The sequence below is a fragment of the Pseudomonas sp. SMSB3 genome (genome assembly GCF_052041965.1).
Classification (GTDB): domain Bacteria; phylum Pseudomonadota; class Gammaproteobacteria; order Pseudomonadales; family Pseudomonadaceae; genus Aquipseudomonas.
Window position 1 is genome coordinate 176,414 of the sequence record NZ_JBKGGV010000004.1, and the last position, 24,829, is coordinate 201,242.

A 24,829-nucleotide genomic window follows, 5' to 3' on the forward strand; every position below is an offset into this window, starting at 1 on the left:
TCTCTCAAGACTCACCTTGCGCTGTGCTCCCGCTCAGCAAGGCTGAAATGAGCTGATCGGCGGTCCAGGGCTTTTCAATGAATTTTGCGCCTTCGGGCAGGTCTCTGTCGAAGTCGTCGTGACCCCCGCTGGTGACGACCACAAGTGCTGTGGGGAATCTGTCGTGTACCGCCCAAGCGAGATCCAGGCCGTCGGCACCGCCCGGTGTGCGCACGTCAGTTACAACGGCGGCCCATGGACGCTTATTGATCAGAGCAATTCCTTCGTCAGCAGTTTCAACCGCAGTCACCTCCGCCCCTGTGTCTTCCAAAATCAACGTGATGAACTCGCGAAGAACGGGCTCATCTTCTACCACCAGGATCCGTGTGTTGTTCATGACTGCTGACCTAAATTTCATTCGTAAAGCTGTGAAGCAATGGCGAGTTACAAGTTGATTTGGATAGATGAACGGAAGGTTTTGTACAGGTATTAGCCGCTTGGGATGAGCTTGTACAATGCTGGCCATATCTGCCACTACACTGGGTGCTGACCCGCACAGACGCCCGGCTTTGAGGTGAAAAGGCACGCACCCACGGCTAAGCGACGACAGGAGATTGGGAAGGGTTGCCACGTTGAGTCATCGATCCGCGCTCCGAAAGCCCGAGCACCTTAAGTAGCCGGACTGAATCTTCAGCGCCTTCATTTAAGCTTTTGGTTTGCAAGGGCAGATCCCGGTGGGGGCATGTTCAGCTGTGCCCAAAACGACCCAAGCGCTGATACAGCAGACGTGAATTCCTTGAAATTAATGGGTTTTGTAACAAACGCATTAGCTCCTAGCTTGTAGGCTTCGGCTAGATCGCTGTCCAGCTTGGAACCTGAAAAAACCACCACCGGTATCATCTTCAAGTTGCTGGTTGAGCGAATGGCTTCTAGGACCTCTAAGCCGCTCAACCTAGGAATCTTCAGATCGAGGAAAATGATGGAAGGGTTGAGGTCGGATCGGGTCGCGAATCGGTCTCGGCGTAGCAGATAATCTAGCGCCTCGACACCGTCACGAACCACGACGGCCTCGTCTGCGAGCTGCCCCTGCTCCAGTGCCATTAGGATAAGGTCAAGATCGCGGTCGTCATCTTCGACCAGTAGGATTGGTTTATGCACGGGTAACACCTGTAATTGAGGCGCGAATGCTAGCAGCATCCCAGCCAATGCGTTCGACTATTCCTACCGAGCTCAAAGCTCCGCCTAGGTTGACCTACTAAGGCCATGGTTATCATGCCAATGAAGGCATAAGATACTGTTTATATAACCAGTATCGGCTAATCGTCATGACCTCAACCCAACCAATCAACCTCGAAGACATTCCCTCATCTATAGATAGCCTGCTCCAACTGCGCGCGCCGAGCGTCTACCTGGTCAGGGTGGAGGGCGACAGTATGCAGGGCGCAGGAATCTATTCTGGCGATCTGCTGGTAGTCGATCGCCTGGCCCCGGCCACCTCGGGAAGCATCATCATTGCCGCAGTGAACAGCGAGCCGATCTGCAAGCGCATGGTTATCCGCGACGGTGGCGTGGTGCTGCTGTCCGAGAACTCGAAGTTTCCGGCCAGGTACATCCTGGAGAGTGACCAGTTCGAAATATGGGGTGTGGTGACCCACAGCATCCGGGATCATGATCGTTGGTCGTAAGCAGCCATTTAAAGGATGGGAATCGGTCGGCAGAACGCCGGATGCAGGCAGAAGCCCGTGGGGAGATTTTCGGGGGTAGGTGAAAACGAGTCTTGCACAGTGCGGCACCGTTTGCAGCGAGCGCCCGCTCAAGGCCTTGATCCGTAAGGCTTTAGGTGTATCCTGCACGCATGGGGTGCAAGGGGTCGAGTGTTCGAATCACTCCGTCCCGACCATATATTTCAGTGATTTAGGCCATTTCCGAAAGGGGTGGCCTTTTTCATGTGCGTGACTTTTGAGTGACTTCTCACGTTTTACACCTGGCTCCTTTTCAAAACGGTCAGTCCTCGCCTTCTCAAATGGCCTCAGTGCTCCTCCAGCCTTCTGCTGTGTGTTTCTCATCTCAACGGCGCTCCATGCCCGCGCGTAGCAGCGGACCGTTGTGTTAAAAAGTGGAGGTCCTACAGGAGGTTCGATATGAGCAAGACAGCCAAACCGTTTTATCTCGTCGCCGCGCCGTTGATTGCCGTAGGTGCTGCATTCGCAGCTGTGGGCTTTTCAGGGCAGTCTGCGTTCGGTTACACCGCAGTGGGTTTGCTGCTGCCAGGCGCGGGGTTATTGATCGCCGGGTACTGTCGGCGGGCTTGAGTTGCAAGGAGGGTTGAGGGGCGTTTCATCAGGGGTGTCCAGGCGTCTCATCGCGACTGGTGTGCCTGGGCCGGCCTCCGCGGCTGCCTAGCTGTCACCTGCACTTATGCGTTGGTTTGGCCTTGAGCCAGCCCGCCCGAGTGCATTCGACAGGCGCTCGAATACCTTGGCAGTCTCCGCCAGTTTCGCTGCCCGCAGGCCCCCATGCAGCATCCCCAGTGCCAGATGGAATTCCACCGCCACCCCTGCCGTGGCCAATGCGCTTGCGTAAGCCTGGGCATGATCGGCGAGGGGATCGTACTGCGCCGCCACGATGAATGCAGGGGCGAGCCCTGGTCGGATGGTTGCATCGAGCGGCAGCGCCCGAGGGTCAAGGTACTGTTCTGGCTCCGGCGCGTAGAGCGCCAGTGCAGCGTGCACGTCGGCACTGGTCAGCAGCGGCGCATCGGCGTGGGCCCGCATGGACGGCAGATCGGGACGCCGCGTGAGCAGGGGATAGAGCAACCCCTGCAGCAGCGGTTGAGGCTGGCCGCGGTCGTGCAGGTCGATACACAGCCCAGCCGCCAGCGTTGCACCGGCGCTGTCACCGACCACCGCCAGAGCGCGGGTATCGACGTCGTCCCAATGGCCCTGGTTCAGCGCCTCCCACACGGTGCGCGTATCATCCAACTGTGCAGGAAAGCGATGTTCAGGCGCAAGCCGGTAGCCCACTGCGATAACCCTGGCATGCAGGCGCGACAGCAGCGCGTGCGCGAACCAGTCGTGGGTAGTGTGGTCGCCCAGGCACCAGCCGCCTCCGTGCAGGTACATGATCGTTGGCACGGTGACCGCTTGCGCCGCCGCCTCGGGCTGATAGATGCGAACCGGCACGTGCCGGCAGTGTTCGTCGGTCACAGCGATACCAGCCATGTCCGGGGAAAAATACCTGCCCGATTCGGCAAAGCGTGCGCGGCGCACCTGCCAATCTTCGGTGTTCCCTTCGAACTGGGCGCATTCGCGCAGGTACTGCTGAAGTTGCGGTTCGAGTGTGTACGTGGACATTCAAGCCTCGCGGTCTGGCGTCGCCTGGGTAAGCATCAGAAAACGAACTGATGGCCCAGTTCATTCTCGACCCAACGCAGGAAACATCGAACTCTGGGAAACGCCGCGTGGGCTTTGGGAAACACCAGGTGATGCGCAGCCACCGGCGCGCCCAGCGCTTCTGGCGCCACTTTGACCAGGGTACCGGCCTCAAGGTATTTCTGCGCGAGCAAGCCGCTTTCCAACGCGAAACCCAGGCCATGGCTGGCCGCCTCCAGGCTCATGTAGGAGCGGTCGAAACTCAGGGCATAGGGTTTTTCAGGGCGTGCCAGGCCATGCTGGGCGAACCAGGCCGGCCATTTCAGCAGGGTTGCCTCGGACAAGATCAAGTCGCGGTCGAGCAGGTCGCCGGCGTGGCGCACGGGCTGGCGTGCCAGGAGTTTCGGCGCGGCCAGCACTTCGAAGGTCTCGTTGGCCATGGTGCGGACCTCGTAACTGGGCCAATTCGGCTCGCCGTGGCGGATGTCTACATCGATCTGGTCGCGGCTGAAATGCAGCGCTTCATAGGAGCAAGACAGATTGATCTGGATGGCCGGGTATTCCTCGCGAAACGCCTCCAGGCGCGGCATCAGCCAAAGCAGGCCGAAGCTTGGCGAGGAATGCAGGCGTAAGCAGTCCAGGCTGACATCGCTACTGGCGCGCTCGGTGGCGATGGCCAGGCTGTGCAGGAGGCCCGACACCTCTTGCAGGTATTGCTCGCCCACCGGGGTGAGGGCAACGCCCCGAGCGCCACGCACGAACAGCTGCCTGCCGATCATCGCCTCCAGCTTGGCCAACTGGTGGCTCACGGCGGAGGGCGTCAGGTCCAGCACTTCGGCAGCGCGTGCGACATTGCCGAAGCGGGCGGCCTGTTCGAAGGCCTGGATGGTCTTAAGCGGCGGCAAGGGCGCTGCTGCATCATTGAGAGAACGCATTTAGCTAGCTCCATTCGTTATTTTTTTTCGTGCTGCGAGACCAAGATAGTTCAGGAGTGCTGAAATTTTTTCAGTATCAAATGATTTTCACGTTATTGCTCGTCCTCCTGGCGGAGACCAAGCTGAACCCACGATTCACGGATCGACCCACAACAACAAACAAAGGGTTCATGCATGCTTCTTCAAGGTAAAGTCGCAATCATCACCGGCGCCGCTTCAGCGCGCGGTATTGGCCGGGCCACTGCCATGGCCTTCGCCGAACACGGTGCTCGGGTCGTGATCCTCGACCTCGACGCGTCTGCTGCTCGCGATGCCGCTGCGGCACTGGGCGAGGGGCATCTTGGCTTGTCCGCCAACGTGGCCGATGAGCTTCAGGTGCAGCGTGCAGTGGCGACGGTCATCGAGCAGTTCGGCCGCATCGACGTGCTGATCAACAACGCCGGGATCACCCAGCCACTGAAGACTCTGGATATCCGCGGCGCCGACTACGACAAGGTGCTCGACGTCAGCCTGCGCGGCACGTTGCTGATGTCCCAGGCGGTGATCCCTTCCATGCGCGCGCAGTCGAGTGGCAGCATTGTGTGCATGTCCTCGGTGTCTGCCCAACGCGGCGGTGGCATTTTCGGTGGTCCGCACTACAGCGCCGCAAAGGCGGGCGTACTCGGCCTCGCCAGGGCGATGGCGCGGGAATTGGGGCCGGACAATGTGCGGGTCAATTCCATTGCGCCAGGTTTGATCCACACCGATATCACGGGCGGCCTGATGCAGGACGAACGTCGCCACGCCATCATTGAAGGCATTCCGCTGGGGCGGCTTGGCCAGGCACAGGATGTGGCCAACGCGGCGTTGTTCCTCGCCAGCGACCTGTCCAGCTACCTCACCGGTATCACCCTGGATGTCAACGGCGGGATGCTGATCCACTGAGTTCACGTGGGCGGGCCGAGCACGGCCCGCGCGGTTCTGGATCGATGGCCCAGCCAGGTTGCAGGCCTGGCGGTCAATAACAACAAGAGATCGAACCCTCATGACTACCCTTTCGCTCGAAGCGGTTTCGACCGTGCGTACCTCCGCCTATCGCAAGACCGCCTGGCGCCTGATGCCGTTCCTGATGCTGTGCTACCTCTGCGCTTATCTGGACCGGGTCAACGTCGGCTTCGCCAAGTTGCAGATGATGAATGACCTGGCCTTGAGCGAAGCCGTCTATGGACTTGGCGCAGGCATGTTCTTCATCGGTTATTTTCTCTGTGAGGTGCCCAGCAACATCATCCTGCACAAGGTCGGCGCGCGGGTGTGGATCGCCCGCATCATGATCACCTGGGGGATCATTTCGGCGCTGTTCGCGTTCGTCGAGACCGCCTGGCAGTTTTACCTGCTGCGCTTCTTTCTCGGCGTGGCCGAAGCGGGCCTGGCCCCGGGCTTGCTGCTCTACCTGACCTATTGGTTTCCCTCCTATCGGCGTGCACGCATGACGGTGCTGTGGTTCATCGCCATCCCACTGTCAGGCATGGTCGGCGGGCCGCTCTCCGGCTGGATCATGAACGCGTTCGCCGGCGTGCAGGGCTGGGCCGGCTGGCAATGGATGTTTGTGCTCGAAGCCGTGCCGACAGTCGTGGTTGGCCTGCTGGTACTGGCTTACCTCAAAGACGGGGTGCATCAGGCTACCTGGCTCAACGATGAGGAGAAGGTCCTGGTCACCCGCGAGTTGGCCGAGGACAACCAGCACAAGGTTACCCATGCTTCGGTGGGCGAGTTCATCCGCGACCGCCGCTTATGGTTGCTGGCTGGCATCTATTTCTGCGTGGTCATGGGCCAGTATGCCATTACGTTCTGGCTACCGACGCTGGTGCGCAATGCCGGCGTATCCGATCCGCTGCACATCGGCATGCTGTCCAGCCTGCCGTACCTGTGCGCGATAGCCGCCATGCTGCTGGTCGGGCGTAGCGGCGACAAACACCGCGAGCGCCGCTGGCATTTGATCGTGCCGATGATCGCCGGCGCCATCGGCCTCAGCCTGGCCGCCTTGATGGGGGGCAATGTCACGCTTTCGATTCTCAGCCTGTGCCTGGCTGCGTCCGGGATCCTGTCGGCCACCTCGCTGTTCTGGATGCTTCCGACCACGCTGCTGGGCGGCGTCTCCGCTGCTGCGGGCATCGCCGCGGTCAACAGCTTCGCCAACCTGGCCGGTTTTTGCTCACCCTACCTGATTGGCTGGATCACTACCCAGACAGGGTCCAGTGCCATCGGCATGTACCTGATTACCGGGGTCTTGCTGATTGGGTCCTCGCTGGTCCTGCGCATCCCCGCTGCTGCAGTCAATCGATGAAATAACGGAGCCACTTCATGACTACCACTACCACTACCACGCCTGCCTTGAGCCTGGCCGAGCGCGCGCACAATATCCGCCGACATGCGCTGCGCATGGGCCAGGTACAAGGCCAAGGTTATGTCGGCCAGGCCCTGGGCGCTGCGGACCTGCTGGCTGTGTCTTACTTTCATGCGCTGAACCATCGGCCTGATGACCCGGACTGGGAGCCACGCGATCGCTTCTATCTGTCGATCGGGCATTACGCGATAGCACTCTATGCTGCCTTGATCGAAGCGCGCATCGTCCCGCTCGAGGAGCTGGAAACGTATGGTTCTGATGACAGCCGCCTGCCGATGTCCGGCATGGCCGCCTACACCCCTGGCATGGAAATCACCGGAGGTTCGCTGGGGCAGGGGCTGGGGATCGCGGTCGGGGCCTGCCTGGGCCTCAAGCGCAAGCAGTCGAAGTCCTTCGTCTACAACCTGCTGTCCGATGGTGAGCTCAATGAAGGCTCGACCTGGGAGGCGGTGATGTCGGCCTCGCACTGGCAACTCGACAACCTGATCGCCATCGTCGATGTGAACAACCAGCAGGCCGATGGCTATTCGAGCGAGATTCTTTCTTTCGAGCCGATCGTGGACCGCTGGCAGGCGTTCGGCTGGTTCACCCAGCGTGTCGATGGCAATGACCTCAAGGCCCTGGTCGCAGCATTCGATGCCGCGCGTACCTTCGCCGGGACGCAACCGCGCGTGATCATTTGCGACACGAAGATGGGCAAGGGCGTGCCGTTTCTGGAGGCCCGGGAGAAAACCCACTTCATCCGGGTTGAAGAACACGAATGGGCGATGGCCCTCGACCATCTCGAACAAGGAAAACAGCGATGAACAACTCGAATACTGGCGCTGGTGAACCGACCAAGAAGCGCCTGACCACCTCGGCGATGATCGCCTCGATTGCCGCCGAGGGCCAGGCCACCCGGGCGGCGCCCTTTGGTCATGCACTGGCTGCCCTGGCCGAGCATCGCACGGACATTGTCGGGCTGTCGGCCGACCTGTCCAAGTACACCGACCTGCACATTTTCGCCAAGGCGCACCCAGAGCGCTTCTACCAGATGGGCATGGCCGAGCAGTTACTGATGAGCGCCGCCGCCGGCATGGCGCGCGAGGGCTTCGTGCCCTTCGCCACGACCTATGCGGTGTTCGCCTCGCGGCGCGCATACGATTTCATCTGCATGGCGATCGCCGAAGAGAACCTGAACGTCAAGATCGTCTGCGGGCTGCCTGGGCTCACCACCGGCTACGGGCCGAGCCATCAGGCGACCGACGATCTGGCCATCTTCCGCGCGATGCCGAACCTGATGATCGTCGATCCGTGCGACGCGGTGGAAATCGAACAGGCAGTGCCGGCAATCGCCGCCCACCAGGGGCCGGTTTATATGCGCCTGCTGCGCGGCAATGTACCGGTGGTGCTCGATGAATACGGCTACACGTTCGAGATCGGCAAGGCCAAGACCCTGCGCACGGGCAGGGACGTGCTGATCATTTCAACCGGGCTCATGACCATGCGCTCGCTGGACGCTGCGAAGACGTTGCAGGCCGATGGGGTGGACGTCGCGGTGCTGCACGTGCCGACTATCAAGCCCTTGGATGAACATACCATCCTCGCCGAGGCCAGGCAGTCCGGGCGGCTCGTGGTGACCGCCGAGAACAGCAGCATCATTGGCGGCCTGGGCGAGGCGGTCGCGGGCTTGTTGCTGCGCAACGGCGTGACCCCCACGTTCCGCCAGATCGCGTTGCCCGACGCGTTCCTCGATGCAGGGGCCTTGCCGACGCTGCATGACCGGTACGGTATTTCGACCCAAGCGGTGTGCGCGCAGATCAAAGCCTGGCTGTGATTGCGCTTTCAGGGAACATGCTGCCGCTTGACGCCTCCGTGACCAAAGAGCCTGCGCGAGTTATCTTGCTTACGAACGGAGGCTCAAGGAGGCCCACATGTTGTGGTTCGGAACCGACAAGGCCAGGTTCAAAGCTCAGCGGTGCATAGCCTGCGTCGTTTTGCTCATCGCTATCTTGTTCTTGGCCGTACAGGTCGAAGCCTGGCTCTCAGGATCTGCGGATTCTGGCGATGTACTCAAAGGCGTCTTTATAACCGGGTTTGCGGGAGGCATGTTTTATCTGGCCGGCAGATGGTGACCCTCGCCGCATTCAGTGGTCGGATGCGGCAGGGTGGCAATTCATGACTGGCGTCAGCCCAGCAACCACCGATACGCTTGTTGGCTATGTTGGGGAAGGGGACAGCAACGATGATGGCGCGTTGGCGATGGTTCGCTATTAAAATCACCAAACGGCTGTGGTTCCGCGCCACGCTGTTTTCCCTGTTGGGCGTGGCAACGGCACTTATAGCCGTGGTGCTCAAGGGGCACATCCCAGCCTCATTGCCTGGCCAGATAGGCGCCGATGCCGTCGACAAGATTCTGGGCATCATCGCCTCCAGCATGCTCGCCGTCACTACGTTTTCCCTGAGCACCATGGTCGCGGCCTACGGCGCAGCAAGCACTGCCGTGACGCCGCGTGCCACCCAGTTGATGATGGAAGACGCGACCACCCACAACGCCCTGGCCACCTTCATCGGCTCATTTCTGTTCAGCCTGGTCGGCCTGATTGCGTTAAGCACCGGTGCCTACGGCGACCAGGGCCGCGTGCTGCTGTTCGCCGTCACCATTGCCGTGGTCATCCTGATCGTCTACACCTTGTTGCGCTGGATCGATCATCTGTCACGGCTTGGCCGCGTTGGAGAAACCATCGATCGCGTCGAGCAAGCCGCTTTGGACGCCATCGCGCACCGCAACCGCTGGCCGTTCCTCGGTGGCTCGGCCTATCCGCAGGATCTGGTGCTGGCGCCCGGCGCCTGGCGCTTGGTGAGTCAGCAGACCGGTTATGTCCAGCACATCGACGTCGAAGCGCTGGCCGGCATCGCCAAGCGTCAGCAACTGGAAGTGTATGTCGAGGTGCTTCCAGGCGCGTTTGTGCACCCAGGCGCGCTTCTGGCCAATATCGTGCCTCGCGAAGAGCCATCGATGGCTGCACGCGAACAAGTTCAGCAGCGGGTCCTGGCTGCGATCACCGTGGGCACGCGGCGGACCTTCGAGCATGACCCGCGCTTTGCTGTCTCGGTGCTGTCAGAGATCGCCTCACGGGCGCTTTCCCCGGCCACCAACGACCCAGGCACGGCCATCGATGTGATCGGCCGGAGCGTCAGATGCCTGTCGCAATGGGCACGGCCGCAGGTGTTGACGCCGCCGCGTGATGGCTTCGCACGCGTCTATGTGCGCGGTCTGGTCATCGATGACCTGTTCGACGATTTCTTCGGGCCGCTCAGTCGCGACTGCGCCGCTTTGCAAGAGGTCAACCTGCGTCTGCTCAAGGCCTTGCTGAGCCTGGCACAGATCAATCCGTTGGCCTTTGAAGCCAGCGCTGCCAGGCACGCGCGGCGGTTGCTGGCGTTCGCCGATCACGCCCTGGTGCTGCCCGAGGAGCGCGTGCAACTTGCCACGCTGGCAGCGCCGCTGCGGCATCGCTAATAAGCTATCAGGCGATCTTCGGCCAAGCAGCCAAGGGATGCAGCGCCGCGGCTGCGCTTTGGTTGACCTCCGGCAACCCGATAGGTATCGTTGCCGCCTCCTTCCTTTTCGGCCACCTCTGCCGTGAACCGCCCAGGCGTTAATTCGCGAAGCGGTCATTCACGTTGCCGACACTGATCCGGCCGCCTCTCATTAGCGGGCGCGGCTCACTTCCGTTATCAAATACAAAGGATGATTCCATGATCATTCGTCAGGCTACTCTTGCCGACCATCCGCGATTGCTGGCGCTTTGGCAGCGCTCCGTCCGCGCAACTCACCACTTCTTGCAAGACGCTGATATCGAAGCCTTGCTGCCGCAGTTGCGCGATTGTTACCTGCCCGCTGTCGAGCTCTGGGTTGCGGTCGATGCCGAAAATTCACCGCTCGGCTTCATTGGCCTCAATGCCAACCACGTCGAAATGCTTTTCGTCGAGCCCGACCTGCGCGGCAAAGGCATCGGCCGCGCGCTGCTGGATCATGCGCGCAGTACACGCAGTCAATTGAGCGTCGATGTGAATGAACAGAACCCTGAAGCGGTGGGCTTCTATCGGCATTACGGGTTCGCGCAAACTGGCCGTTCGCCGCTGGACGGCGAGGGGCGCCCGTTTCCCTTGCTGCATTTGGCGCTGAATTAATTCCTGTCCTGTCGGTCAGGTAATGAGTCCCTCATCCGCTTAGGAAATCGCCATGCCTGCCTACACCGTCAGCTATGCCCTCGATGGCCAACCCTCGACCCACACGTTCGAGCTTGAACAGGGCAATCTCGCCCTTCACGAAGCCGCCATGCACCTCATCGTGCTGCATTTCGGCGACAGCGAAAACAGCCTGCTCCTGCCACCGGCCGACGCCACGCCGGTGCAGGTCCTGGCCCAGGCCGAGGTGCTGGGAATCACTGAAATCGCCATTGCCTGAGGGCTGGCGCAGCGTGTCGTCGGGGCTCGGCAGCCAGGCTCCGACGACGGTTGGTAACGAAAACTGCAGCGATTCATCCTCTTTCCTGCTGCTCTTGGGCGCTGCATGGCATATCCTTACGCCACGCAATCAACGTAGAAGCAGTGAATTAACGATGGGTTTTGAACAACTAGCTGAATTACGCGACCGCCTGCGGTCTGAGAAAGAGCAGGCCAAGGCCGCCACCGCGAAGCCCGCCAAGCGCAAGCCTGCGCCTCAGGCCAAGGCGCGCGAGCAAGATCCAGCGGTCGAAGCGATCTGGCCATTGCAGAAGCATTTCCCCTTGGCCTTCCCGGTCAACCCGGCGCCGAAGGTTCCACTCAAGGAGGGCATCTTCAAGGATGCCGAGCAGCACCTCGAGTTGCTTGGCATCACCCGCGAACAACTGAAGCTGGGCATCTCCACCTGGTGCCGCGGCAACCGTTACTGGACCAGCATGGTCGAGGACGCGCCGCGCCTGGACCTCAACGGCCAGCCGGCCGGTAGTGTCACCGCCGCCCAGGCGCTGTACGCCAAGCAGCAGGCCTCGCGGCAACGCAGCCAGAGCCGCAAGCAGCGCGCCAAGCCCAAGGCCCCAGCGCCAGCGGCGGCCGTGGAAGCGCCGGTCGAGCAGGCCGCCGAGTAATCCTGGTCGCGCTGGGCCTGGCGCACGCCCGTCAGGCCCAGCAACGCCACCAGCGCAACAGACGAGTAGTGCCATGGCCAAAGATGTGGAAAACCCCTGCGTCTCGCTGTGCCAGCTCAACAGCGAGATGTGCGTCAGTTGCGGACGCACACGCGAAGAAATTCGCAAGTGGCGGGGCATGAAGCGTCCGGAGAAAATGGCGACCGTGCAAAAAGCCGCAGAGCGCATGAAAGCCCTGGGCAAGCACAAGAAGAAAAAGAAAAAACGCTAAAGTTGCATTCCCCCCAGTCACACCGCCGCCAATAACCCACCAAGCACACCACTGCCGATCACCACCAGCCAGGCAGGTATCTTCCACGCCATCAATGCCACCAGCGCCACCAAGGCCCAGGCGAAGTCGGCAGGTGCGTGAATGGCGCTGCTCCAGACCGGCTGATAAAGCGCGGCCAGCAGCAGGCCGACCACAGCGGCATTGATGCCCTGCAACGCCGCTTGGCTGCGGCGGCTACGACGCAGGGCCGCCCAGAAGGGCAGCGCGCCCATCACCAAGAGAAACGAAGGCGCGAAGATAGCGAGCAGACACACCACGCCTGCCGTCCAGCCGCCTGTCCCAAGGTCCATCGCGGCGCCTAGATACGCCGCGAACGTGAAGAGCGGCCCTGGCACCGCCTGCGCCAGGCCATACCCCGCCACGAACACATCGTTATTCAGCCAATCCGGCACCACCTCGGCCTGCAGCAGCGGCAGCACCACATGACCGCCACCGAACACCATGCTGCCCACGCGATAGAACGCAGCCGCCACGGCCAGCAATGGGCTTGACGACAGTGCGTGCAAAAGCGCCAACCCCACCAGCAGCGCGACGAACGCACCCAGCCACAGCACGCCCGTGCGACGCTTGATGCCGATGCGCAGCGGCGCATCGCTGCCTTCATGCTGCGGTTTGAGCAGCAAAAGGCCGAGCAACGCGCCAGCAGCGATGACCCCCAGCTGAGCCAATGCGCACGGCATCCACAGCACCAGGCAGGTCGCGGCCGCCATCAGTGAAAGGCGCGCGGCATCAGGGCACAGCGTGCGCGCCATGCTCCACACCGCCTGAGCCACTACCGCCACGGCTACCACCTTCAAGCCGTGCACCACGCCGTCCGGCACCACAGCGCCATAATGCGTGATGCCGACGCCGGCGATGATCATCAGCAATGCCGACGGCAAGGTGAAGCCCAGCCAGGCGGACAGCGCGCCGGCGTAGCCGCAACGGGTGAAGCCTAACGCCATCCCCACTTGACTGCTGGCCGGACCCGGCAGAAATTGGCAGAGCGCGACCAGTTGCGCATAGCTGCTGTCGCTCAGCCAACCTCGCCGCCCCACGAACTCGTCGCGAAAATAGGCAATGTGCGCAATCGGGCCGCCGAAGCAGGTCAGCCCCAGGCGCAGGAAGATCAGAAACACCGGCCAAGGGCCTTGTCCCGCTTCGCGTGGCTTACTCACGATCTGCGACCATCGCGTCGACCAGCACCCGATGACAGTCCTCAGGGCGCAATGCCTTGCCCGCGCGCGAGCGCACAGTCAGCGCCTCGACCGGTTCGCCCGCGGCATTGTCGACCAGTATGGAACGACGCTCCGCGGTGTCGAATAAAAAGCGCTCGCCCCACTGGCGCAAGCTGATGACGATCGCAAAGGCTGCGCGCCCCCTGTCGGTCAGCACGTACTCCTTGTAGGCGCTGCCATCGGACGCTGGGTGTATCTCGAATACTTCGAGCGCGACCAAAGCCTTGAGCTTGACGGCCAGGATGTTCTTGGCAACGCCGAGGCGCTTCTGAAATTCGTTGAACCGGCGTACGTCGTCGAAGGCTTCGCGCAAGATCAGCAACATCCAACGATCGCCGATCGCCTCCAAGGTACGCGCCACTGGGCATTCGCTGCGCGCCAGCAGGTGCTGTCTGGCCATGGTTTGCTACCTGATGATCTGCGGACTGGAAAGTGGAGAGCGACGACAGCGCGCCAAGCTCGCCGGTTGCATTTAACAACCTGGTTTGCTAGAACGCAATCAACCGGTTTCTTTTTAAAACCAGTATCAAGGACGACTCGATGAGTTCCACCAATCAAACAGCACAGTCAATCGACAGTGGGCATATCCGCAACTGTGTCTTGAGCCGTCGGCAGACGTTTATCTTTGCCGTCACTTGCGCATTGGCAGTCGCCAATGTGTACTTCGCCCAGCCGCTATTGCAGTCGATGGCCGACAGCCTGTCGGTGCCCAGTGCCACGATCGGTGTGATCGTCACCGCCACCCAGGCGGGCTATGCCTTGGGGCTGGTGTTCATCGTGCCCCTGGGTGATCTGCTCAACCGCAACAGGCTGATCATCGGTCAGATGCTCCTGTGCGCAGTGGCGCTGGGCGCGGTCGGCCTTGCCCAGACATGGGGCTTGCTGCTGGCGGCCATGCTGCTGGTGGGGTTGATGGCCGTGCTGGTACAGGTGATCGTCGCCTACGCGGCGACATTGGCCAGCCCCGAGCAACGCGGCGAGGTGGTCGGCAGCGTGACCAGCGGGGTAGTGCTGGGCATCTTGCTGGCGCGTCTGGTATCTGGCGTGCTGGCGGACCTGGCGGGCTGGCGCAGTGTCTACTTCGCCTCAGCGCTGATGATGTCGGCGATGGCCGTGGTGCTGTGGCGAACCCTGCCTGAAGCCGATACGCCGCGTGCCAGCGCGGGTTATCTCGCCCTGCTGCGCTCGATGCTGCAGTTGCTCGTGCACGAACGAACGCTGCGTCGACGCGGGCTGTTGGCCCTGCTCAGTTTTGCGGCGTTCAGCGTATTGTGGACGGCCATGGTGTTACCGCTCAGTGATCCGGCACTCGGTCTTTCGCATACGCAGATCGGCCTGTTCGGCCTGGCCGGCCTTGCCGGAGCGCTGGCTGCGGCGCGGGCGGGACGGTTGGCCGACCGCGGCCAGGGCAGTCGCACGACCGGATGGGCGTTGTTGCTGCTGACCGTGTCATGGCTGCCCAGTGCCGGGCTGCACAGTTCGTTGCTGGCATTGCTCGTTGGCGTGGTGCTGCTGGATTTCGCCGTTCAGGCTGTGCACGTGACCAACCAAAGCCTGATACTGGCCGCGCGCCCCGACGCGCACAGCCGTCTGGTGGGCGCCTACATGTGCTTCTATTCCCTGGGCAGCGGGCTGGGGGCGGTTGCGGCAACCCACGCCTACGCTTACTCGGGTTGGCCGGCGGTCTGCGCGCTGGGGGCGATCATCAGCGCGACAGCCTTGTCGTACTGGTTGTGGCTTGAACGGCGCGCTGGATGACGCCTGCATCGCGCCCCGTGCAACCGGTAAGTGCCGCTTGCCTTACACGCGCCAAACCCCCTAGATTCGCTACGCATGGATCAAGCAATCAGAGGCTATGGAATGGCACTGCAACTCAGACAGGCCGAGGTGGCTGATCTTCCCGCCATCTACCGCGGCGAAGAGCATTACATCCGCACATGGGAGCCTGCCCATGAGGCAGCCTGGCGCAGCGAACTGGGTCGTCACCTGACGCGCTGGGTCGAGCACTTCAACCAACTGAAAATCGCCGTGGTCGATGATCGATTCGCCGGGTATTCACTGTGGGTGCCCGATGGCGCCTGCGCCGAGTTGTGTACCCTGCATGTCGACCCAGCGTTGCGCAGGCAGGGCGTGGGCACTGCGCTGTTGCAGGCCTACCGGCGCGATGCCGGGCTGCAAGGCTTCACCCAGCTGCGCCTGAACGTGCGTCCCGACAACCCTGCCAGCTACCTCTATCAGAAAGCTGGATTCGTCTGGGTCGGGCTTACTGCGCGAGGCTATCGAACCTACGAGCGCTCGACGCTGATTCCCTGAACGTAAGCCAGGTGGCACAGGTTCACTGTCTCTTTCAGCGTGACAGTAAATCCTGTGCCAACGTATTTTTGTGATCCATCACTGACAGTAAAGTGGATTCAACGCACACAGGCAGCTAAGCCTCAAGGAGACGAATCATGATCACTGTCCGTAACGCTCACGAACGTGGCCACGCCAACCACGGCTGGCTGAAGTCGGCGCACACCTTTTCCTTCGCCAACTACTACGACCCTGATGAGCAGGGCTTCTCCGACCTGCTGGTGATCAATGATGACCGCGTCATCGCGGGCAAAGGCTTCGGCCAGCACCCGCACCGTGACATGGAGATTTTCTCCTACGTACTCGAAGGCGCTCTTGAGCACAAAGACACCCTGGGCACCGGCTCAGTGATCAAACCCGGTGACGTGCAACTGATGAGCGCCGGCAGCGGCGTTGCCCACAGCGAGTTCAACCACAGCAAGACGCAGCCGGTGCACTTCCTGCAGATCTGGATCGTGCCCAGCGTGCGCGGGGCGACCCCGCGCTATCAGCAGCAACATTTCGCGGTAGCCGAGAAACGCGGCAAATTGCGCTTGATCATATCCCCCGATGGCCAGCAGGGTTCGTTGCAGGTGCGCCAGGATGCGCGGGTGTATGCCGGGTTGTTCGATGGCGATGAGCATGCCACCTTGACCCTGACCGACAACCGCCATGCCTATGTACACGTTGCCCGCGGCCGCATCGAGCTGAACGGCCAGCGACTCGGTGAGGGCGACGGTGTGCGCCTGAGACACGAACAGTTGATCGAACTGCGCAATGGCCAGGATGCCGAGGTGCTGGTGTTCGATCTGCGGCCCAACGAGTTACCACGCATGCCGTGAGGGCAGGCGCTGAGGATTGTGCTGGCGCTGGCAGGTTTGCGACCTGTTTGGCGCAGCGCGCGCAACTGTATTGCTCGACACGGGTATTCCAGCAACCGGCCGCCAGGCTTAGGCTTGCACGCAAATCCCTTCATCCTCACTCGGAGGCGTCGCGATGTCCGCGAGCAACCCTGAAGTCCTGGCATCATCCCCAGCGCACAGCGGCACCACGCCAGTGCTGTCCAAAACCCTGGTCATCTTTCTGGCCTTCTGCTGCGGCGCCGTGGTCGCCAACCTGTATTACGCCCAGCCTATCGTCGAGCTCATCGCCCCCAGCATTGGCCTGTCCCCCGAGCACGCCAGCCTGATCGTCTCGCTCACCCAGTTCGGTTATGCCGCCGGCCTGTTGTTCCTGGTGCCGCTGGCCGACCTCGCGGAGAACAAGCGCCTGGTGATCGGCTTGACCTTGCTGGTCGCTGTATTTCTCGCCGCCGCCGGCCTGGCCGAGGCGCCCTCGCTATTCCTGATCGCCTCGCTGATGATCGGGCTGACCTCGGTCGCGGTGCAGATCCTGGTGCCCCTGGCAGCGCACATGGCGCCCGAGAGCAGCCGCGGTCGGGTCGTGGGCAACATCATGAGCGGTCTGCTGCTGGGTATTCTGCTGGCCCGTCCGGTGGCCAGCGTGGCGTCCGAGTACATTGGCTGGCGTGGCGTGTTCTTCAGCGCCGCGCTGCTGATGCTGGTGATCGCCGCGCTGGTAGCCGTCTTGCTGCCCCAGCGCAAGCCCAGCCACCACACCGGTTATCCGCGCCTGATCGGCTCGGTGTTCAAGCTGGCCAGGCAATACCCTGTATTGCGCGAGCGCTCGCTGTATCAGGGCCTGTTGTTCGCAAGCTTCAGTTTCTTCTGGACGGTGGCACCGATCGAACTGATCCGCCATTACGGATTCAGCCAGAACGGTGTGGCCCTGTTTGCCCTGGTCGGCGCCGTGGGTGCCATCGCAGCGCCGATCGCCGGGCGTCTGGCCGATGCCGGCCACGGTCATGCCAGCACACGGGTGGCGCTGCTCATGGCCCCGACTGCCTTGTTGGTGGGCGGCCTGCCAGGGCTAGGCTATCTGGGCCTGGTGATCGCTGCGGTGGCGTTGGACTTCGCCGTGCAGATGAACATGGTGCTTGGCCAGCGCGAGGTCTATGCCCTCGATCCGCACAGCCGGGCACGCCTGAATGCGGTGTTCATGACCAGCATCTTCGTCGGCGGCGCGTTGGGCTCGATGCTCGCCAGCCCCCTTTACGAGAACCTCGGCTGGGCCACCACCAGCTGCGCTGCGGCCATCATCCCGGCACTGGCGCTGGTGATTTTCCTCGCCAAACACGGCATCAAGCGCTGACAATCGACTGCTGGAGAGACCGCTCCGATGATCACCAGCAGAGTTGCACAGATGGATAAGTTTCTGGCGTTGAACATGTTCGTGGAAACCGTGCGCTGCGGCGGCTATTCGGCCGCCGCGCGCAAGCTGGGCCTGGCGACATCGTCGGTGGCGCGGCAGGTGGCGGCGTTGGAAGCCGAGCTGGGCGTCACGCTGATTACTCGCAGCACCCGACAGAACCACCCGACCGACCAGGGCCGGGCGTACTTCGACAACGCCGTGGCCATCCTCGACGCGCTGGCCAGCGCCGATAGCCTGGTCACCGACAGAGGCAGCGAGGCCAAAGGCAAGCTGCGGGTCAGCGTGCCGGTCGAATTCGGTCGCCGGGTGATAGCACCGCACCTGGGTGATTTCCTTGCTCGCCACCCTGCGCTGGAGGTGAGCCTGAACCTCAGCGATGAACGGGTCGATCTGTTCAGGGAGCCCGTGGACCTGGCCATCCGCCTGGGCTCCACGGTATCGAGCGACGATGTGATCTGCGCGAGCCTGGGCCACTTCCAGCGTTGGCTGGTGGCAAGCCCGGCGTATCTGCACCGCCAGGGCACGCCCCACCAGCCCGACGAGCTGGCGCACCATGCCTGCCTGCGCTTCGACTACGGCGGGCCGATGAAGCACTGGCAGTTCAGCGTCGACGGGCAGTGCGTGGCAGTCGCGGTGCAGGGCCGAATGCTCAGCAACAACGCCGATGTGCTCAGGCAGGCGGCCGTCGCAGGGCAGGGCGTGGCCTTGCTGGCCGATTGGCTGGTGGCCGACGATGTGCAACACGGCCGCCTGCTGCGCGTGCTGCCCGAGCATGCCGTCGCGCCCGCTGCCGTGGATGCGTCGATCAATCTCGTGTACCTGCCGATCAACCGGGAATCCTCCCGGATCAAGGCCTTCTCGCAGTTCATCAAGGGTCTGCTAAGCGCTGCCTAGCAGACCCCAGGGTGGCAAGGTTCAGGCCACCGAGGCCTGACGCTGCACGCGCACGCTCAACATGCCCGACAACGAGATCAACCACAGCACCACGAAGACGCAGGCAATTGCCAGGTTCGAGGTGAGCGGCAAGGCACTGACCAGCGCCGAAGCCAGTGACCCGAATACCAGCATCAGGCAGCCCTGCAGGCTGGCGGCAACGCCGGCGCGGTCGGGGAACAGCGACATCGAGCTGGCCATGGCGTTGGAGAAGATGAAGCCTTGGCCGAACGCGACCAGCATGATGCCGCCCAGGATCGAGGCCAGGTGCAGGCCCCTTGCCTGCGCCGCAATGGTCACGACGCCGAGCAGAAACACTGTCATTCCTCCCCACATCAGCAGCCGGGGCTTGATCCGCCGAATCAGCGCGCGGTTGACCAGGGTGCCGACCAGGTAGCAACTGCCCACGGCCAGCGCGGTGGTGCCAAAATATTGTGCGCTATGCCCGAGCCGTTCCTGGACGATGTGCGGGCCGAACACGTTCCACAGCAGGAACGCCGAGAAGCTCGAGCCGAGCACCACCACCGAGGAACGAAAGCGGCTGTCGGCCAGGATCGGGCGGTAGCCGGCGCAGGTCTGCAAGGCGCTGCGTCTGTTGGTTGCGGGCAACGACTCCTTGAGCCCTGCCAGCACGAAGGCCAGCACGATGACAGCGTACACAGCGTAGAGCACGAAGTTGTAGCGCCAGCCCAGGTGCACTTCGATCACCCCGCCAATGTACGGCGCGATCACTGGGCCCAGGCCGAAGGCCAGGCTCAGGTAGATGATCGCCACGTAGAAGCGCGGCCCTTTGACGATGTCCACCAGCAACGCACGGGCAACCACCTGACAGGCGCCGATGGCGAAGCCTTGCAAAGCGCGGGCGAGCAGCAGCATCTCGATGGACGTGGCAAAGGTCGCCAGCACGCTGCCGGCAAGGAACACCAGCAGCCCCAGCTGCACTGCCGGCCGCCGCCCTCGGGCATCGGCCATGATGCCGAAGAACAGCTGACCGAGGGCGTAGAACAGCAGGGTGATGGTGATGGTGTTCTGCATCAGTGCCGGACTGGCTGACAGCTCACGGCCGATGGAGGGAATACTCGGCGCGTACAGATCGATGGCGATGCCGCCCACGCTGTTGATCAGCGGTGCCAGGAAGACGATGAAATTCTCGTAACGCTTGGTCGCGTTCATGCTTACCTCCGGCGCGCCGGGCAGCGGATGCCCGGCGCGCATCGTGGTCAGGCCGAGGCCTGGCGATTGAAAGAGGGCAGGGCATGGCCCAGGCCCGCGGCGGATGCCGGTGCGCTCATCCAGATGCTCGGCGGCGACAATCGCGCGGCCACCACGCGCGGGCCATGTTGGTAGTACGAACCCCAATTGACCTGCGGATCCTTGACCCGGCCTTGATCGGCGCCGCCCAGATCGTCGAGGGTATCGACGATCGGGGTCAGCAGCTGGCGCACCTGCTCGGTCGCAGTCAGCACCACCAGGCCGAAATTGCGCAGGGCCAAGGTCTGGATCACGTTATTGAGCAGGTACTTGCCGGCGCCGCTGCCGCTGCGAAACGAGGCGAAGGCGCCCAATTCGGCAATCCGCGCCCGGTCCAGGCCGTAACGCTGATCCAGACCTTGGTCCAGGTAGTACTCGCTGAACAGCTTGCCCGAATCGCCGTAGCTGATGCCGGCGCAGGCATAACCTGGCGCGCCGCCGTTGGACCCGGTCAGGCACACGAACACGTCCGGCTGCGGCTCGGGGGTGGCATCGTAGTGCTTGAGGTAGTGAGCACGCACCGCCTCCTGCAGGCAACGGTAGCCGGGCCGGCCTTTGTAGAAATTACGCACGATGTACATGGGGCGTTCCTCAGGCGTACATCTGGTCGATGAAACGCGCTTCGATCTCGGCCCGTCGCGGTCGCCCGGTCACGGTGTAGAACTGCTCGCGGAACTGGGCGATGTCCTCGATCACGCGAATCTGCCGGACCCGGGCGAAGTCGGCCAGGCGATGTTCCAGGCGCGCCATTTCGCGGCGTACCTGATCGCTGCCGGCGCCGCTCAGCACGATGGCGCAGGGCTCGTCCTGGCCTTCGCCCATGACGATCATGTCGTCAACCAACGGGCTTTCCTTGTAGACGTTCTCGACCCACTCGGGCGAGATGTTGCGCGCCGTCGAAAGAATGATCACGTGCTTCTTGCGCCCGGTGATGTACAGGAATCCGTCGCGCAGTTCGGCGATATCCCCAGTGTGCAGGTAGCCGTCCGACAGGTCGCAGGCCGTGTCATCGGCGTTGTAGTAGCCGGCGCACAGGGTCGGCGTGCGCACCAGCAGCTCGCCGTCGACCAGCTTGGGCTCGATGCCGTCGAGCAGCTTTCCGGCCGAACCGATACGCCGCTCGGCTGGCGAGTTCAGCGAGATGATCGAGGAGTTTTCGCTCAGGCCATAGGCCTCGAATACCTGCACGCCATGGGCTTCCAGCGCCTCCAGCACGCTGACCGGGATCTTCGCGCCGCCGGTGATGATGTGGGGGTGCTGGGCACCGAACAGCTGCTGCACCGAACAGTCCTGCAGCAGCGTGTTGGCTTCCTCCAGCAGCTTGGGCGGCAGGTAGAGGAAGTTCGGCTCGTTGGGTGCGATCAGCTCCAGATAGTGCCTGGCGTTACCGCTTGCCGCGCCATACTCGGGCACGCCTTCGGGCATCAGCGTAAGGGTGCCGCCGGACAGGATCGGGATGAACACGCCCAGCACCTGCTCGATCAGCAAGCTCATTGGCACGATCGAGAAATAATGCAGCGGCTGCTGGGGCAAGCGCTTCATGACGTTGTCCACCAACAGGCTGACCGCCTCGTCGCGAATCATCACGCCCTTGGGTTTGGAGGTGGTGCCAGAGGTATGGATGATCGAAACGATACCGTCCGGAATCAGCTCGTCCTCATTGCGCCATTCTTCCCCGATGGCCTGGGTCATCAACTGGCCGGGAATGAAGCAGGGCTTGTCCGGCAGGATGTTGTGCAGCCGTTTGGCGGTTTTTTCATCGCGCACCAGTACGGCTGCGGCCTTGCCCAGCAAACTGGCGATCTGGTCGTCGGAGAACTCGATCGGCACCGGCAGCAGCACCGCACCGACCTTTTGAATGGCCAGCAGGGTATAGACCCACTCGTAGCACGAACGCATGGCAATCCCGAACACTTTGCGTTCGCAGCGCCCCACGCGCCCCTCCAGGGCGCTGGCCAGGCGCAGGACGTCGCGGCGCAGCTCGTGCAAGGTGTATTCACGGCCGTCCATTTCACGGATGACGACGCGGTCAGGCGTGCTTGCGAGATAGTCCTGCATCTTTTGGCTGATCATTGGCCGTTGCCTCCCAGGCGGTAGCTTTGCGCGCCGAAAATGCGTCGCGAAGGGTCATCCAGACGGCGACGGCCGTGCATGACGCGGGTGTTGTCGATGACGATGACATCGCCTTTCTGCCAGAAGTGGCTATAGGTATTGCGCTCGGTCACTTCCTTGATTTCATCCCAGATTTCCAGGGCGATATCTTCACCGTCGCTCCAGGTGATACGCGGCGGTTCGTAGTTGACGCTGGGGCCGAGCATCGAATTGCAGAACGCCTTGCGGCCACTGAAACAGCTGGTTTCCACCGCCGAAATGATCAACTGCGAGGCAATCAGGTTCTGGTCGATGCGCCGATAGGTTTGCCCTGCCACCTGATCATTGACCTGTTGCAGGTGTTCGTCGGTAATGGCCTCGAGCGGCAGTTGCAGTTCAATGCTCAGGAAGCGTTTGACGTTTTGCCAAGGGATGCGCCGGCTATAGCGGATCTCGCGCTGTTCGAACAACTTGCGGGTTTTTGCCGACAGATCGAACAGCACCCGCTGGCCATCGCACAGTGTGGTCTGCGAACCGACATCTGCGGCTTCCAGGCAATAAAACCACTGCAAGTCAGGGTTGAACGGCAGGTTGCCGTTTTCGCGGTGCAAGCCCATTTCGTGAATACCGGCTTCGATCTCGGCGGTATTGGCCGTAGCTGCCTTGCGCGCGGGATCGAAGGTGACCCGCGACGAATGCGCACTGACGAATTCGTTGAAGTCGGACAGGCTGTCGGCGAAGTCGCGATAGATCACCGCACCACTGTGGGCGAGGTCTTCATATAAAGAAGCGGCGCTGATCGAATCGCTTACACGCATGTCGCGATCGACCGCAATGACACACTCGAAGCCGTAGCACGGCGTCGGTTGTCGGAAGTAGGGAAACACTAAAGGTTCGGCGTGCGCCAGCATGACTCATTCCTCCATGAAAGTGTGGGACTCAGGTAGGTCTTGCGCTACCCGATGACCACACGATAAGAGAAATGAGCGGCTGGCTGGTTTTAAGAAATCTAAAAGCGTGGTGAAAATTTAAAAGCCCGTTTCATCGTTCCGTCAACAACACCTCGGCCACCTGTTCGATCAACCGGCGCAGGCTGCCAATATCTTTGCTGTCACTACGGTCGCGCGCCCAGATCATGTCCAAGGTGAATGTCGGGAAGCCCAGCGGCGGTTGGCAGACTTTCACAGATGGCGCAATGCGCAGGTGCGGCAACAGGCGTGCCGGCAGTGCGAGCGTGGCCGGTACTGCGGCGACGATGTTCACGCAGGCTTGGTAACCATTGGCGCGTACCAGCACGTTGCGCGAACGGCCGACTTTATCCAGCCAGCTGTCGACCATGTTCTTTTCCGAAATCCACGGTGTTGGGAACACATGGGGCGAGGCGCAGAATTCATCCAGACTCATGGCCGCGTCGTTGGCCAACCCGTTTTGACTGGTCAGGCAGACAAAATCGTCGTTGACTATCGCTTGCCACTGCAACTCTGGGTGCATCTGGTGATAACCCGGACCGAAGCCGATGGCGATGTCGATTTCCCCTGACATCAACTGATCCACCGGCAGGTCGCGGCTCAGGCGGTCGAGGTGCAGCGACGTATTGGCATGCGTGCGCGACAGCATCGCCAGGGTTTGCGGCAGGAACGACAGCTCGAAGTACTCCGGCGCGCAGAGCCGCCAGATCTTGCGCACGGCTTGCGCAGCTGCCTGGCTTTCGTCTTCGGCGCAGCGGTTGACCGACTCGACCACTACGCGCAGATAAGGCGCGATCTTCTCGGCCTTGCTGGTCGGTTGCAGCACCCCTTGAGATGAAGAAAACAACGTGTCGTCGAAGCAGCCACGCAGCCGCTTCAGGCAATAGCTGACCGTCGGCTGGCTCACGCTCATCAGCTCGGCGGTGCGTTTGGCACTGCGCAACTCCAGCAAGTTGAGAAACACCACGATGTCCTGCAGGTCCAACTGCTTGAGGTAGTTGCTGTGAAGCATGGAAATTCCTCCTGAATATTCCAGTTCATGGTGTTGGCGCGCCCTCGCCGGGCAAATGCACGAGCACGTGCTTCAACAATTGCGCAAAGTCCGCGCGCTGTTGTTCATTCAAAGGTGCCAATACCAACTCTTGTATTTCGGTATGGGTAAGGACGGCCTGGTCGATCAATTCCTTCCCCCCGGCGGTCAACGCGACGTGCGAGCTGCGCTTGTCCTGGCTGTCGGCGATCCGCTCGACCATGCCGGCGCTTTCCAGCCGTGCCAGCCGATTGGTCATGGCACCGGAGGTAATCAGCAGCGAGCGGTACAGCTCGGTGGGGGTGAGCCGATACGGTGCCCCTGCACGGCGCAACGTGGCCAGCACGTCGAACTCGCCTTCCTTGAAGCCATACTGGGCCAACGCCTCGGCGCGCAGGCGTTCCAGATGCTTATGGATGCGCACCATGCGCCCGAAGATCGCCATGGAAGAAACGTCCACCTCGGGCATCGCCTGCGCCCACTGCGCCACCACGAAATCCACATGATCGTCCATCGTTTCCCTCGATCGTGCCCTTCAGCACTGTTAACCCGCACACAAACCTGAACCCCAGCGCCTTTAAAGTATCTTAACGTTAAGTTATCTTGACGAACATGCGACTG

28 protein-coding genes are annotated in these 24,829 nt (G+C 61.9%); 16 read left to right on the plus strand and 12 right to left on the minus strand.

The window, feature by feature from the left end; all coding sequences use genetic code 11:
* Positions 1 to 4: 4 nt before the first annotated feature.
* The gene (locus ACLEJW_RS09390) at positions 5 to 376 is read right to left on the minus strand and encodes a response regulator (protein ID WP_440777445.1); all 372 of its coding nucleotides are present in this window, start codon (positions 374 to 376) and stop codon (positions 5 to 7) included.
* A gap of 302 nt (positions 377 to 678) precedes the next feature.
* Complete coding sequence (locus ACLEJW_RS09395; RefSeq protein WP_440777446.1) at positions 679 to 1,137, minus strand: response regulator; 459 nt, start codon at positions 1,135 to 1,137, stop codon at positions 679 to 681.
* A 167-nt stretch (positions 1,138 to 1,304) separates the two neighbouring features.
* On the opposite strand from ACLEJW_RS09395, the gene ACLEJW_RS09400 reads away from it, so the two are divergent.
* Positions 1,305 to 1,664 (plus strand): LexA family protein, encoded by a 360-nt coding sequence (locus ACLEJW_RS09400; RefSeq protein WP_440777447.1) that lies wholly within the window; start codon positions 1,305 to 1,307, stop codon positions 1,662 to 1,664.
* 456 nt (positions 1,665 to 2,120) lie between these two features.
* Complete coding sequence (locus ACLEJW_RS09405) at positions 2,121 to 2,291, plus strand: hypothetical protein (RefSeq protein ID WP_313456524.1); 171 nt, start codon at positions 2,121 to 2,123, stop codon at positions 2,289 to 2,291.
* An 87-nt stretch (positions 2,292 to 2,378) separates the two neighbouring features.
* Here ACLEJW_RS09405 and ACLEJW_RS09410 read toward each other — a convergent pair whose 3' ends face one another.
* Together ACLEJW_RS09410 and ACLEJW_RS09415 are read right to left on the minus strand one after the other, a co-directional pair.
* A complete protein-coding gene (locus ACLEJW_RS09410; RefSeq protein WP_440777448.1) occupies positions 2,379 to 3,332 on the minus strand; it encodes an alpha/beta hydrolase in 954 nt (317 codons plus the stop codon).
* A gap of 35 nt (positions 3,333 to 3,367) precedes the next feature.
* On the minus strand, positions 3,368 to 4,285 hold the full coding sequence (locus tag ACLEJW_RS09415; protein WP_440777449.1) for a LysR substrate-binding domain-containing protein: 918 nt from the start codon (positions 4,283 to 4,285) through the stop codon (positions 3,368 to 3,370).
* Between the two features lie 174 nt (positions 4,286 to 4,459).
* Here ACLEJW_RS09415 and ACLEJW_RS09420 point away from each other — a divergent pair, with 174 nt between their 5' ends.
* The 9 genes from ACLEJW_RS09420 (at position 4,460) to ACLEJW_RS09460 (ending at position 12,056) form a co-directional block, all read left to right on the plus strand.
* Entirely contained in the window at positions 4,460 to 5,209 is a 750-nt protein-coding gene (locus ACLEJW_RS09420) for an SDR family NAD(P)-dependent oxidoreductase (protein ID WP_313296631.1), read from the plus strand.
* A gap of 100 nt (positions 5,210 to 5,309) precedes the next feature.
* Positions 5,310 to 6,608: an MFS transporter gene (locus tag ACLEJW_RS09425; RefSeq protein ID WP_313456533.1), complete on the plus strand. Its 1,299-nt coding sequence runs from the start codon at positions 5,310 to 5,312 to the stop codon at positions 6,606 to 6,608.
* Between the two features lie 17 nt (positions 6,609 to 6,625).
* Positions 6,626 to 7,474 (plus strand): transketolase, encoded by an 849-nt coding sequence (locus ACLEJW_RS09430; RefSeq protein ID WP_440777450.1) that lies wholly within the window; start codon positions 6,626 to 6,628, stop codon positions 7,472 to 7,474.
* Positions 7,471 to 8,484: a transketolase family protein gene (locus ACLEJW_RS09435; protein WP_313296639.1), complete on the plus strand. Its 1,014-nt coding sequence runs from the start codon at positions 7,471 to 7,473 to the stop codon at positions 8,482 to 8,484. Before ACLEJW_RS09430 ends, ACLEJW_RS09435 begins: the two co-directional genes overlap by 4 nt.
* A gap of 408 nt (positions 8,485 to 8,892) precedes the next feature.
* Positions 8,893 to 10,170 (plus strand): DUF2254 domain-containing protein, encoded by a 1,278-nt coding sequence (locus ACLEJW_RS09440; RefSeq protein ID WP_145182703.1) that lies wholly within the window; start codon positions 8,893 to 8,895, stop codon positions 10,168 to 10,170.
* A 239-nt stretch (positions 10,171 to 10,409) separates the two neighbouring features.
* Positions 10,410 to 10,844, plus strand: a complete 435-nt coding sequence (locus ACLEJW_RS09445; RefSeq protein WP_313456538.1) for an acetyltransferase — start codon at positions 10,410 to 10,412, stop codon at positions 10,842 to 10,844.
* 52 nt (positions 10,845 to 10,896) lie between these two features.
* Positions 10,897 to 11,121, plus strand: coding sequence for a hypothetical protein (locus ACLEJW_RS09450; RefSeq protein ID WP_145182706.1), 225 nt, complete (start codon positions 10,897 to 10,899; stop codon positions 11,119 to 11,121).
* Positions 11,122 to 11,275: 154 nt separating this feature from the next.
* Positions 11,276 to 11,785, plus strand: coding sequence for a ProQ/FinO family protein (locus tag ACLEJW_RS09455; protein WP_145182709.1), 510 nt, complete (start codon positions 11,276 to 11,278; stop codon positions 11,783 to 11,785).
* Positions 11,786 to 11,858: 73 nt separating this feature from the next.
* On the plus strand, positions 11,859 to 12,056 hold the full coding sequence (locus ACLEJW_RS09460) for a DUF1289 domain-containing protein (protein ID WP_145182712.1): 198 nt from the start codon (positions 11,859 to 11,861) through the stop codon (positions 12,054 to 12,056).
* 17 nt (positions 12,057 to 12,073) lie between these two features.
* Here ACLEJW_RS09460 and chrA read toward each other — a convergent pair whose 3' ends face one another.
* Positions 12,074 to 13,273, minus strand: coding sequence for a chromate efflux transporter (gene chrA / locus ACLEJW_RS09465; protein ID WP_440777451.1), 1,200 nt, complete (start codon positions 13,271 to 13,273; stop codon positions 12,074 to 12,076).
* Positions 13,266 to 13,733, minus strand: coding sequence for a winged helix-turn-helix transcriptional regulator (locus ACLEJW_RS09470; protein WP_440777452.1), 468 nt, complete (start codon positions 13,731 to 13,733; stop codon positions 13,266 to 13,268). The genes chrA and ACLEJW_RS09470 overlap by 8 nt, the downstream gene beginning before the upstream one ends.
* Before the next feature lie 140 nt (positions 13,734 to 13,873).
* Between ACLEJW_RS09470 and ACLEJW_RS09475 the strand changes: the two genes are divergently transcribed.
* From ACLEJW_RS09475 to ACLEJW_RS09495, 5 genes are all read left to right on the plus strand, one after another.
* Positions 13,874 to 15,091, plus strand: coding sequence for an MFS transporter (locus tag ACLEJW_RS09475; protein WP_440777453.1), 1,218 nt, complete (start codon positions 13,874 to 13,876; stop codon positions 15,089 to 15,091).
* Positions 15,092 to 15,193: 102 nt separating this feature from the next.
* The gene (locus ACLEJW_RS09480; protein WP_313456549.1) at positions 15,194 to 15,646 is read left to right on the plus strand and encodes a GNAT family N-acetyltransferase; all 453 of its coding nucleotides are present in this window, start codon (positions 15,194 to 15,196) and stop codon (positions 15,644 to 15,646) included.
* 137 nt (positions 15,647 to 15,783) lie between these two features.
* Positions 15,784 to 16,506, plus strand: coding sequence for a pirin family protein (locus tag ACLEJW_RS09485; RefSeq protein WP_313296663.1), 723 nt, complete (start codon positions 15,784 to 15,786; stop codon positions 16,504 to 16,506).
* 154 nt (positions 16,507 to 16,660) lie between these two features.
* Positions 16,661 to 17,875 (plus strand): MFS transporter, encoded by a 1,215-nt coding sequence (locus tag ACLEJW_RS09490; protein ID WP_313296665.1) that lies wholly within the window; start codon positions 16,661 to 16,663, stop codon positions 17,873 to 17,875.
* 51 nt (positions 17,876 to 17,926) lie between these two features.
* Positions 17,927 to 18,829: a LysR family transcriptional regulator gene (locus ACLEJW_RS09495; RefSeq protein WP_145182733.1), complete on the plus strand. Its 903-nt coding sequence runs from the start codon at positions 17,927 to 17,929 to the stop codon at positions 18,827 to 18,829.
* 21 nt (positions 18,830 to 18,850) lie between these two features.
* Here the strand turns inward: ACLEJW_RS09495 and ACLEJW_RS09500 are convergent, their stop codons facing one another.
* The 6 genes from ACLEJW_RS09500 to ACLEJW_RS09525 all read right to left on the minus strand — a co-directional run bounded on the left by ACLEJW_RS09500 (position 18,851) and on the right by ACLEJW_RS09525 (position 24,710).
* Complete coding sequence (locus ACLEJW_RS09500; protein WP_145182736.1) at positions 18,851 to 20,041, minus strand: multidrug effflux MFS transporter; 1,191 nt, start codon at positions 20,039 to 20,041, stop codon at positions 18,851 to 18,853.
* A gap of 47 nt (positions 20,042 to 20,088) precedes the next feature.
* The gene (locus ACLEJW_RS09505) at positions 20,089 to 20,700 is read right to left on the minus strand and encodes a thermostable hemolysin (RefSeq protein WP_313296671.1); all 612 of its coding nucleotides are present in this window, start codon (positions 20,698 to 20,700) and stop codon (positions 20,089 to 20,091) included.
* Between the two features lie 10 nt (positions 20,701 to 20,710).
* The gene (locus ACLEJW_RS09510) at positions 20,711 to 22,192 is read right to left on the minus strand and encodes an AMP-binding protein (protein ID WP_145182742.1); all 1,482 of its coding nucleotides are present in this window, start codon (positions 22,190 to 22,192) and stop codon (positions 20,711 to 20,713) included.
* The gene (locus tag ACLEJW_RS09515; RefSeq protein WP_145182746.1) at positions 22,189 to 23,121 is read right to left on the minus strand and encodes a TauD/TfdA family dioxygenase; all 933 of its coding nucleotides are present in this window, start codon (positions 23,119 to 23,121) and stop codon (positions 22,189 to 22,191) included. Before ACLEJW_RS09515 ends, ACLEJW_RS09510 begins: the two co-directional genes overlap by 4 nt.
* A gap of 130 nt (positions 23,122 to 23,251) precedes the next feature.
* Positions 23,252 to 24,190, minus strand: coding sequence for a LysR family transcriptional regulator (locus tag ACLEJW_RS09520; RefSeq protein WP_145182749.1), 939 nt, complete (start codon positions 24,188 to 24,190; stop codon positions 23,252 to 23,254).
* 25 nt (positions 24,191 to 24,215) lie between these two features.
* Positions 24,216 to 24,710, minus strand: a complete 495-nt coding sequence (locus ACLEJW_RS09525; protein WP_440777454.1) for a MarR family winged helix-turn-helix transcriptional regulator — start codon at positions 24,708 to 24,710, stop codon at positions 24,216 to 24,218.
* Positions 24,711 to 24,829: the final 119 nt, after the last annotated feature.

Excerpts from the sequence above, each read along its gene's own strand:
- ACLEJW_RS09480 (WP_313456549.1), top strand. The coding sequence starts at position 15,194 with ATGGCACTGCAACTCAGACAGGCCGAGGTGGCTGATCTTCCCGCCATC.
- ACLEJW_RS09445 (WP_313456538.1), top strand. The coding sequence starts at position 10,410 with ATGATCATTCGTCAGGCTACTCTTGCCGACCATCCGCGATTGCTGGCG.
- ACLEJW_RS09450 (WP_145182706.1), top strand. The coding sequence starts at position 10,897 with ATGCCTGCCTACACCGTCAGCTATGCCCTCGATGGCCAACCCTCGACC.
- ACLEJW_RS09460 (WP_145182712.1), top strand. The coding sequence starts at position 11,859 with ATGGCCAAAGATGTGGAAAACCCCTGCGTCTCGCTGTGCCAGCTCAAC.
- ACLEJW_RS09515 (WP_145182746.1), bottom strand. The coding sequence starts at position 23,121 with ATGCTGGCGCACGCCGAACCTTTAGTGTTTCCCTACTTCCGACAACCG.
- ACLEJW_RS09435 (WP_313296639.1), top strand. The coding sequence starts at position 7,471 with ATGAACAACTCGAATACTGGCGCTGGTGAACCGACCAAGAAGCGCCTG.
- ACLEJW_RS09410 (WP_440777448.1), bottom strand. The coding sequence starts at position 3,332 with ATGTCCACGTACACACTCGAACCGCAACTTCAGCAGTACCTGCGCGAA.
- ACLEJW_RS09495 (WP_145182733.1), top strand. The coding sequence starts at position 17,927 with ATGGATAAGTTTCTGGCGTTGAACATGTTCGTGGAAACCGTGCGCTGC.
- ACLEJW_RS09510 (WP_145182742.1), bottom strand. The coding sequence starts at position 22,192 with ATGATCAGCCAAAAGATGCAGGACTATCTCGCAAGCACGCCTGACCGC.
- ACLEJW_RS09425 (WP_313456533.1), top strand. The coding sequence starts at position 5,310 with ATGACTACCCTTTCGCTCGAAGCGGTTTCGACCGTGCGTACCTCCGCC.
- ACLEJW_RS09520 (WP_145182749.1), bottom strand. The coding sequence starts at position 24,190 with ATGCTTCACAGCAACTACCTCAAGCAGTTGGACCTGCAGGACATCGTG.
- ACLEJW_RS09430 (WP_440777450.1), top strand. The coding sequence starts at position 6,626 with ATGACTACCACTACCACTACCACGCCTGCCTTGAGCCTGGCCGAGCGC.
- ACLEJW_RS09475 (WP_440777453.1), top strand. The coding sequence starts at position 13,874 with ATGAGTTCCACCAATCAAACAGCACAGTCAATCGACAGTGGGCATATC.
- ACLEJW_RS09400 (WP_440777447.1), top strand. The coding sequence starts at position 1,305 with ATGACCTCAACCCAACCAATCAACCTCGAAGACATTCCCTCATCTATA.
- ACLEJW_RS09390 (WP_440777445.1), bottom strand. The coding sequence starts at position 376 with ATGAACAACACACGGATCCTGGTGGTAGAAGATGAGCCCGTTCTTCGC.
- ACLEJW_RS09470 (WP_440777452.1), bottom strand. The coding sequence starts at position 13,733 with ATGGCCAGACAGCACCTGCTGGCGCGCAGCGAATGCCCAGTGGCGCGT.
- ACLEJW_RS09415 (WP_440777449.1), bottom strand. The coding sequence starts at position 4,285 with ATGCGTTCTCTCAATGATGCAGCAGCGCCCTTGCCGCCGCTTAAGACC.
- ACLEJW_RS09500 (WP_145182736.1), bottom strand. The coding sequence starts at position 20,041 with ATGAACGCGACCAAGCGTTACGAGAATTTCATCGTCTTCCTGGCACCG.
- ACLEJW_RS09455 (WP_145182709.1), top strand. The coding sequence starts at position 11,276 with ATGGGTTTTGAACAACTAGCTGAATTACGCGACCGCCTGCGGTCTGAG.
- ACLEJW_RS09405 (WP_313456524.1), top strand. The coding sequence starts at position 2,121 with ATGAGCAAGACAGCCAAACCGTTTTATCTCGTCGCCGCGCCGTTGATT.
- ACLEJW_RS09485 (WP_313296663.1), top strand. The coding sequence starts at position 15,784 with ATGATCACTGTCCGTAACGCTCACGAACGTGGCCACGCCAACCACGGC.
- ACLEJW_RS09420 (WP_313296631.1), top strand. The coding sequence starts at position 4,460 with ATGCTTCTTCAAGGTAAAGTCGCAATCATCACCGGCGCCGCTTCAGCG.
- ACLEJW_RS09505 (WP_313296671.1), bottom strand. The coding sequence starts at position 20,700 with ATGTACATCGTGCGTAATTTCTACAAAGGCCGGCCCGGCTACCGTTGC.
- ACLEJW_RS09490 (WP_313296665.1), top strand. The coding sequence starts at position 16,661 with ATGTCCGCGAGCAACCCTGAAGTCCTGGCATCATCCCCAGCGCACAGC.
- ACLEJW_RS09440 (WP_145182703.1), top strand. The coding sequence starts at position 8,893 with ATGATGGCGCGTTGGCGATGGTTCGCTATTAAAATCACCAAACGGCTG.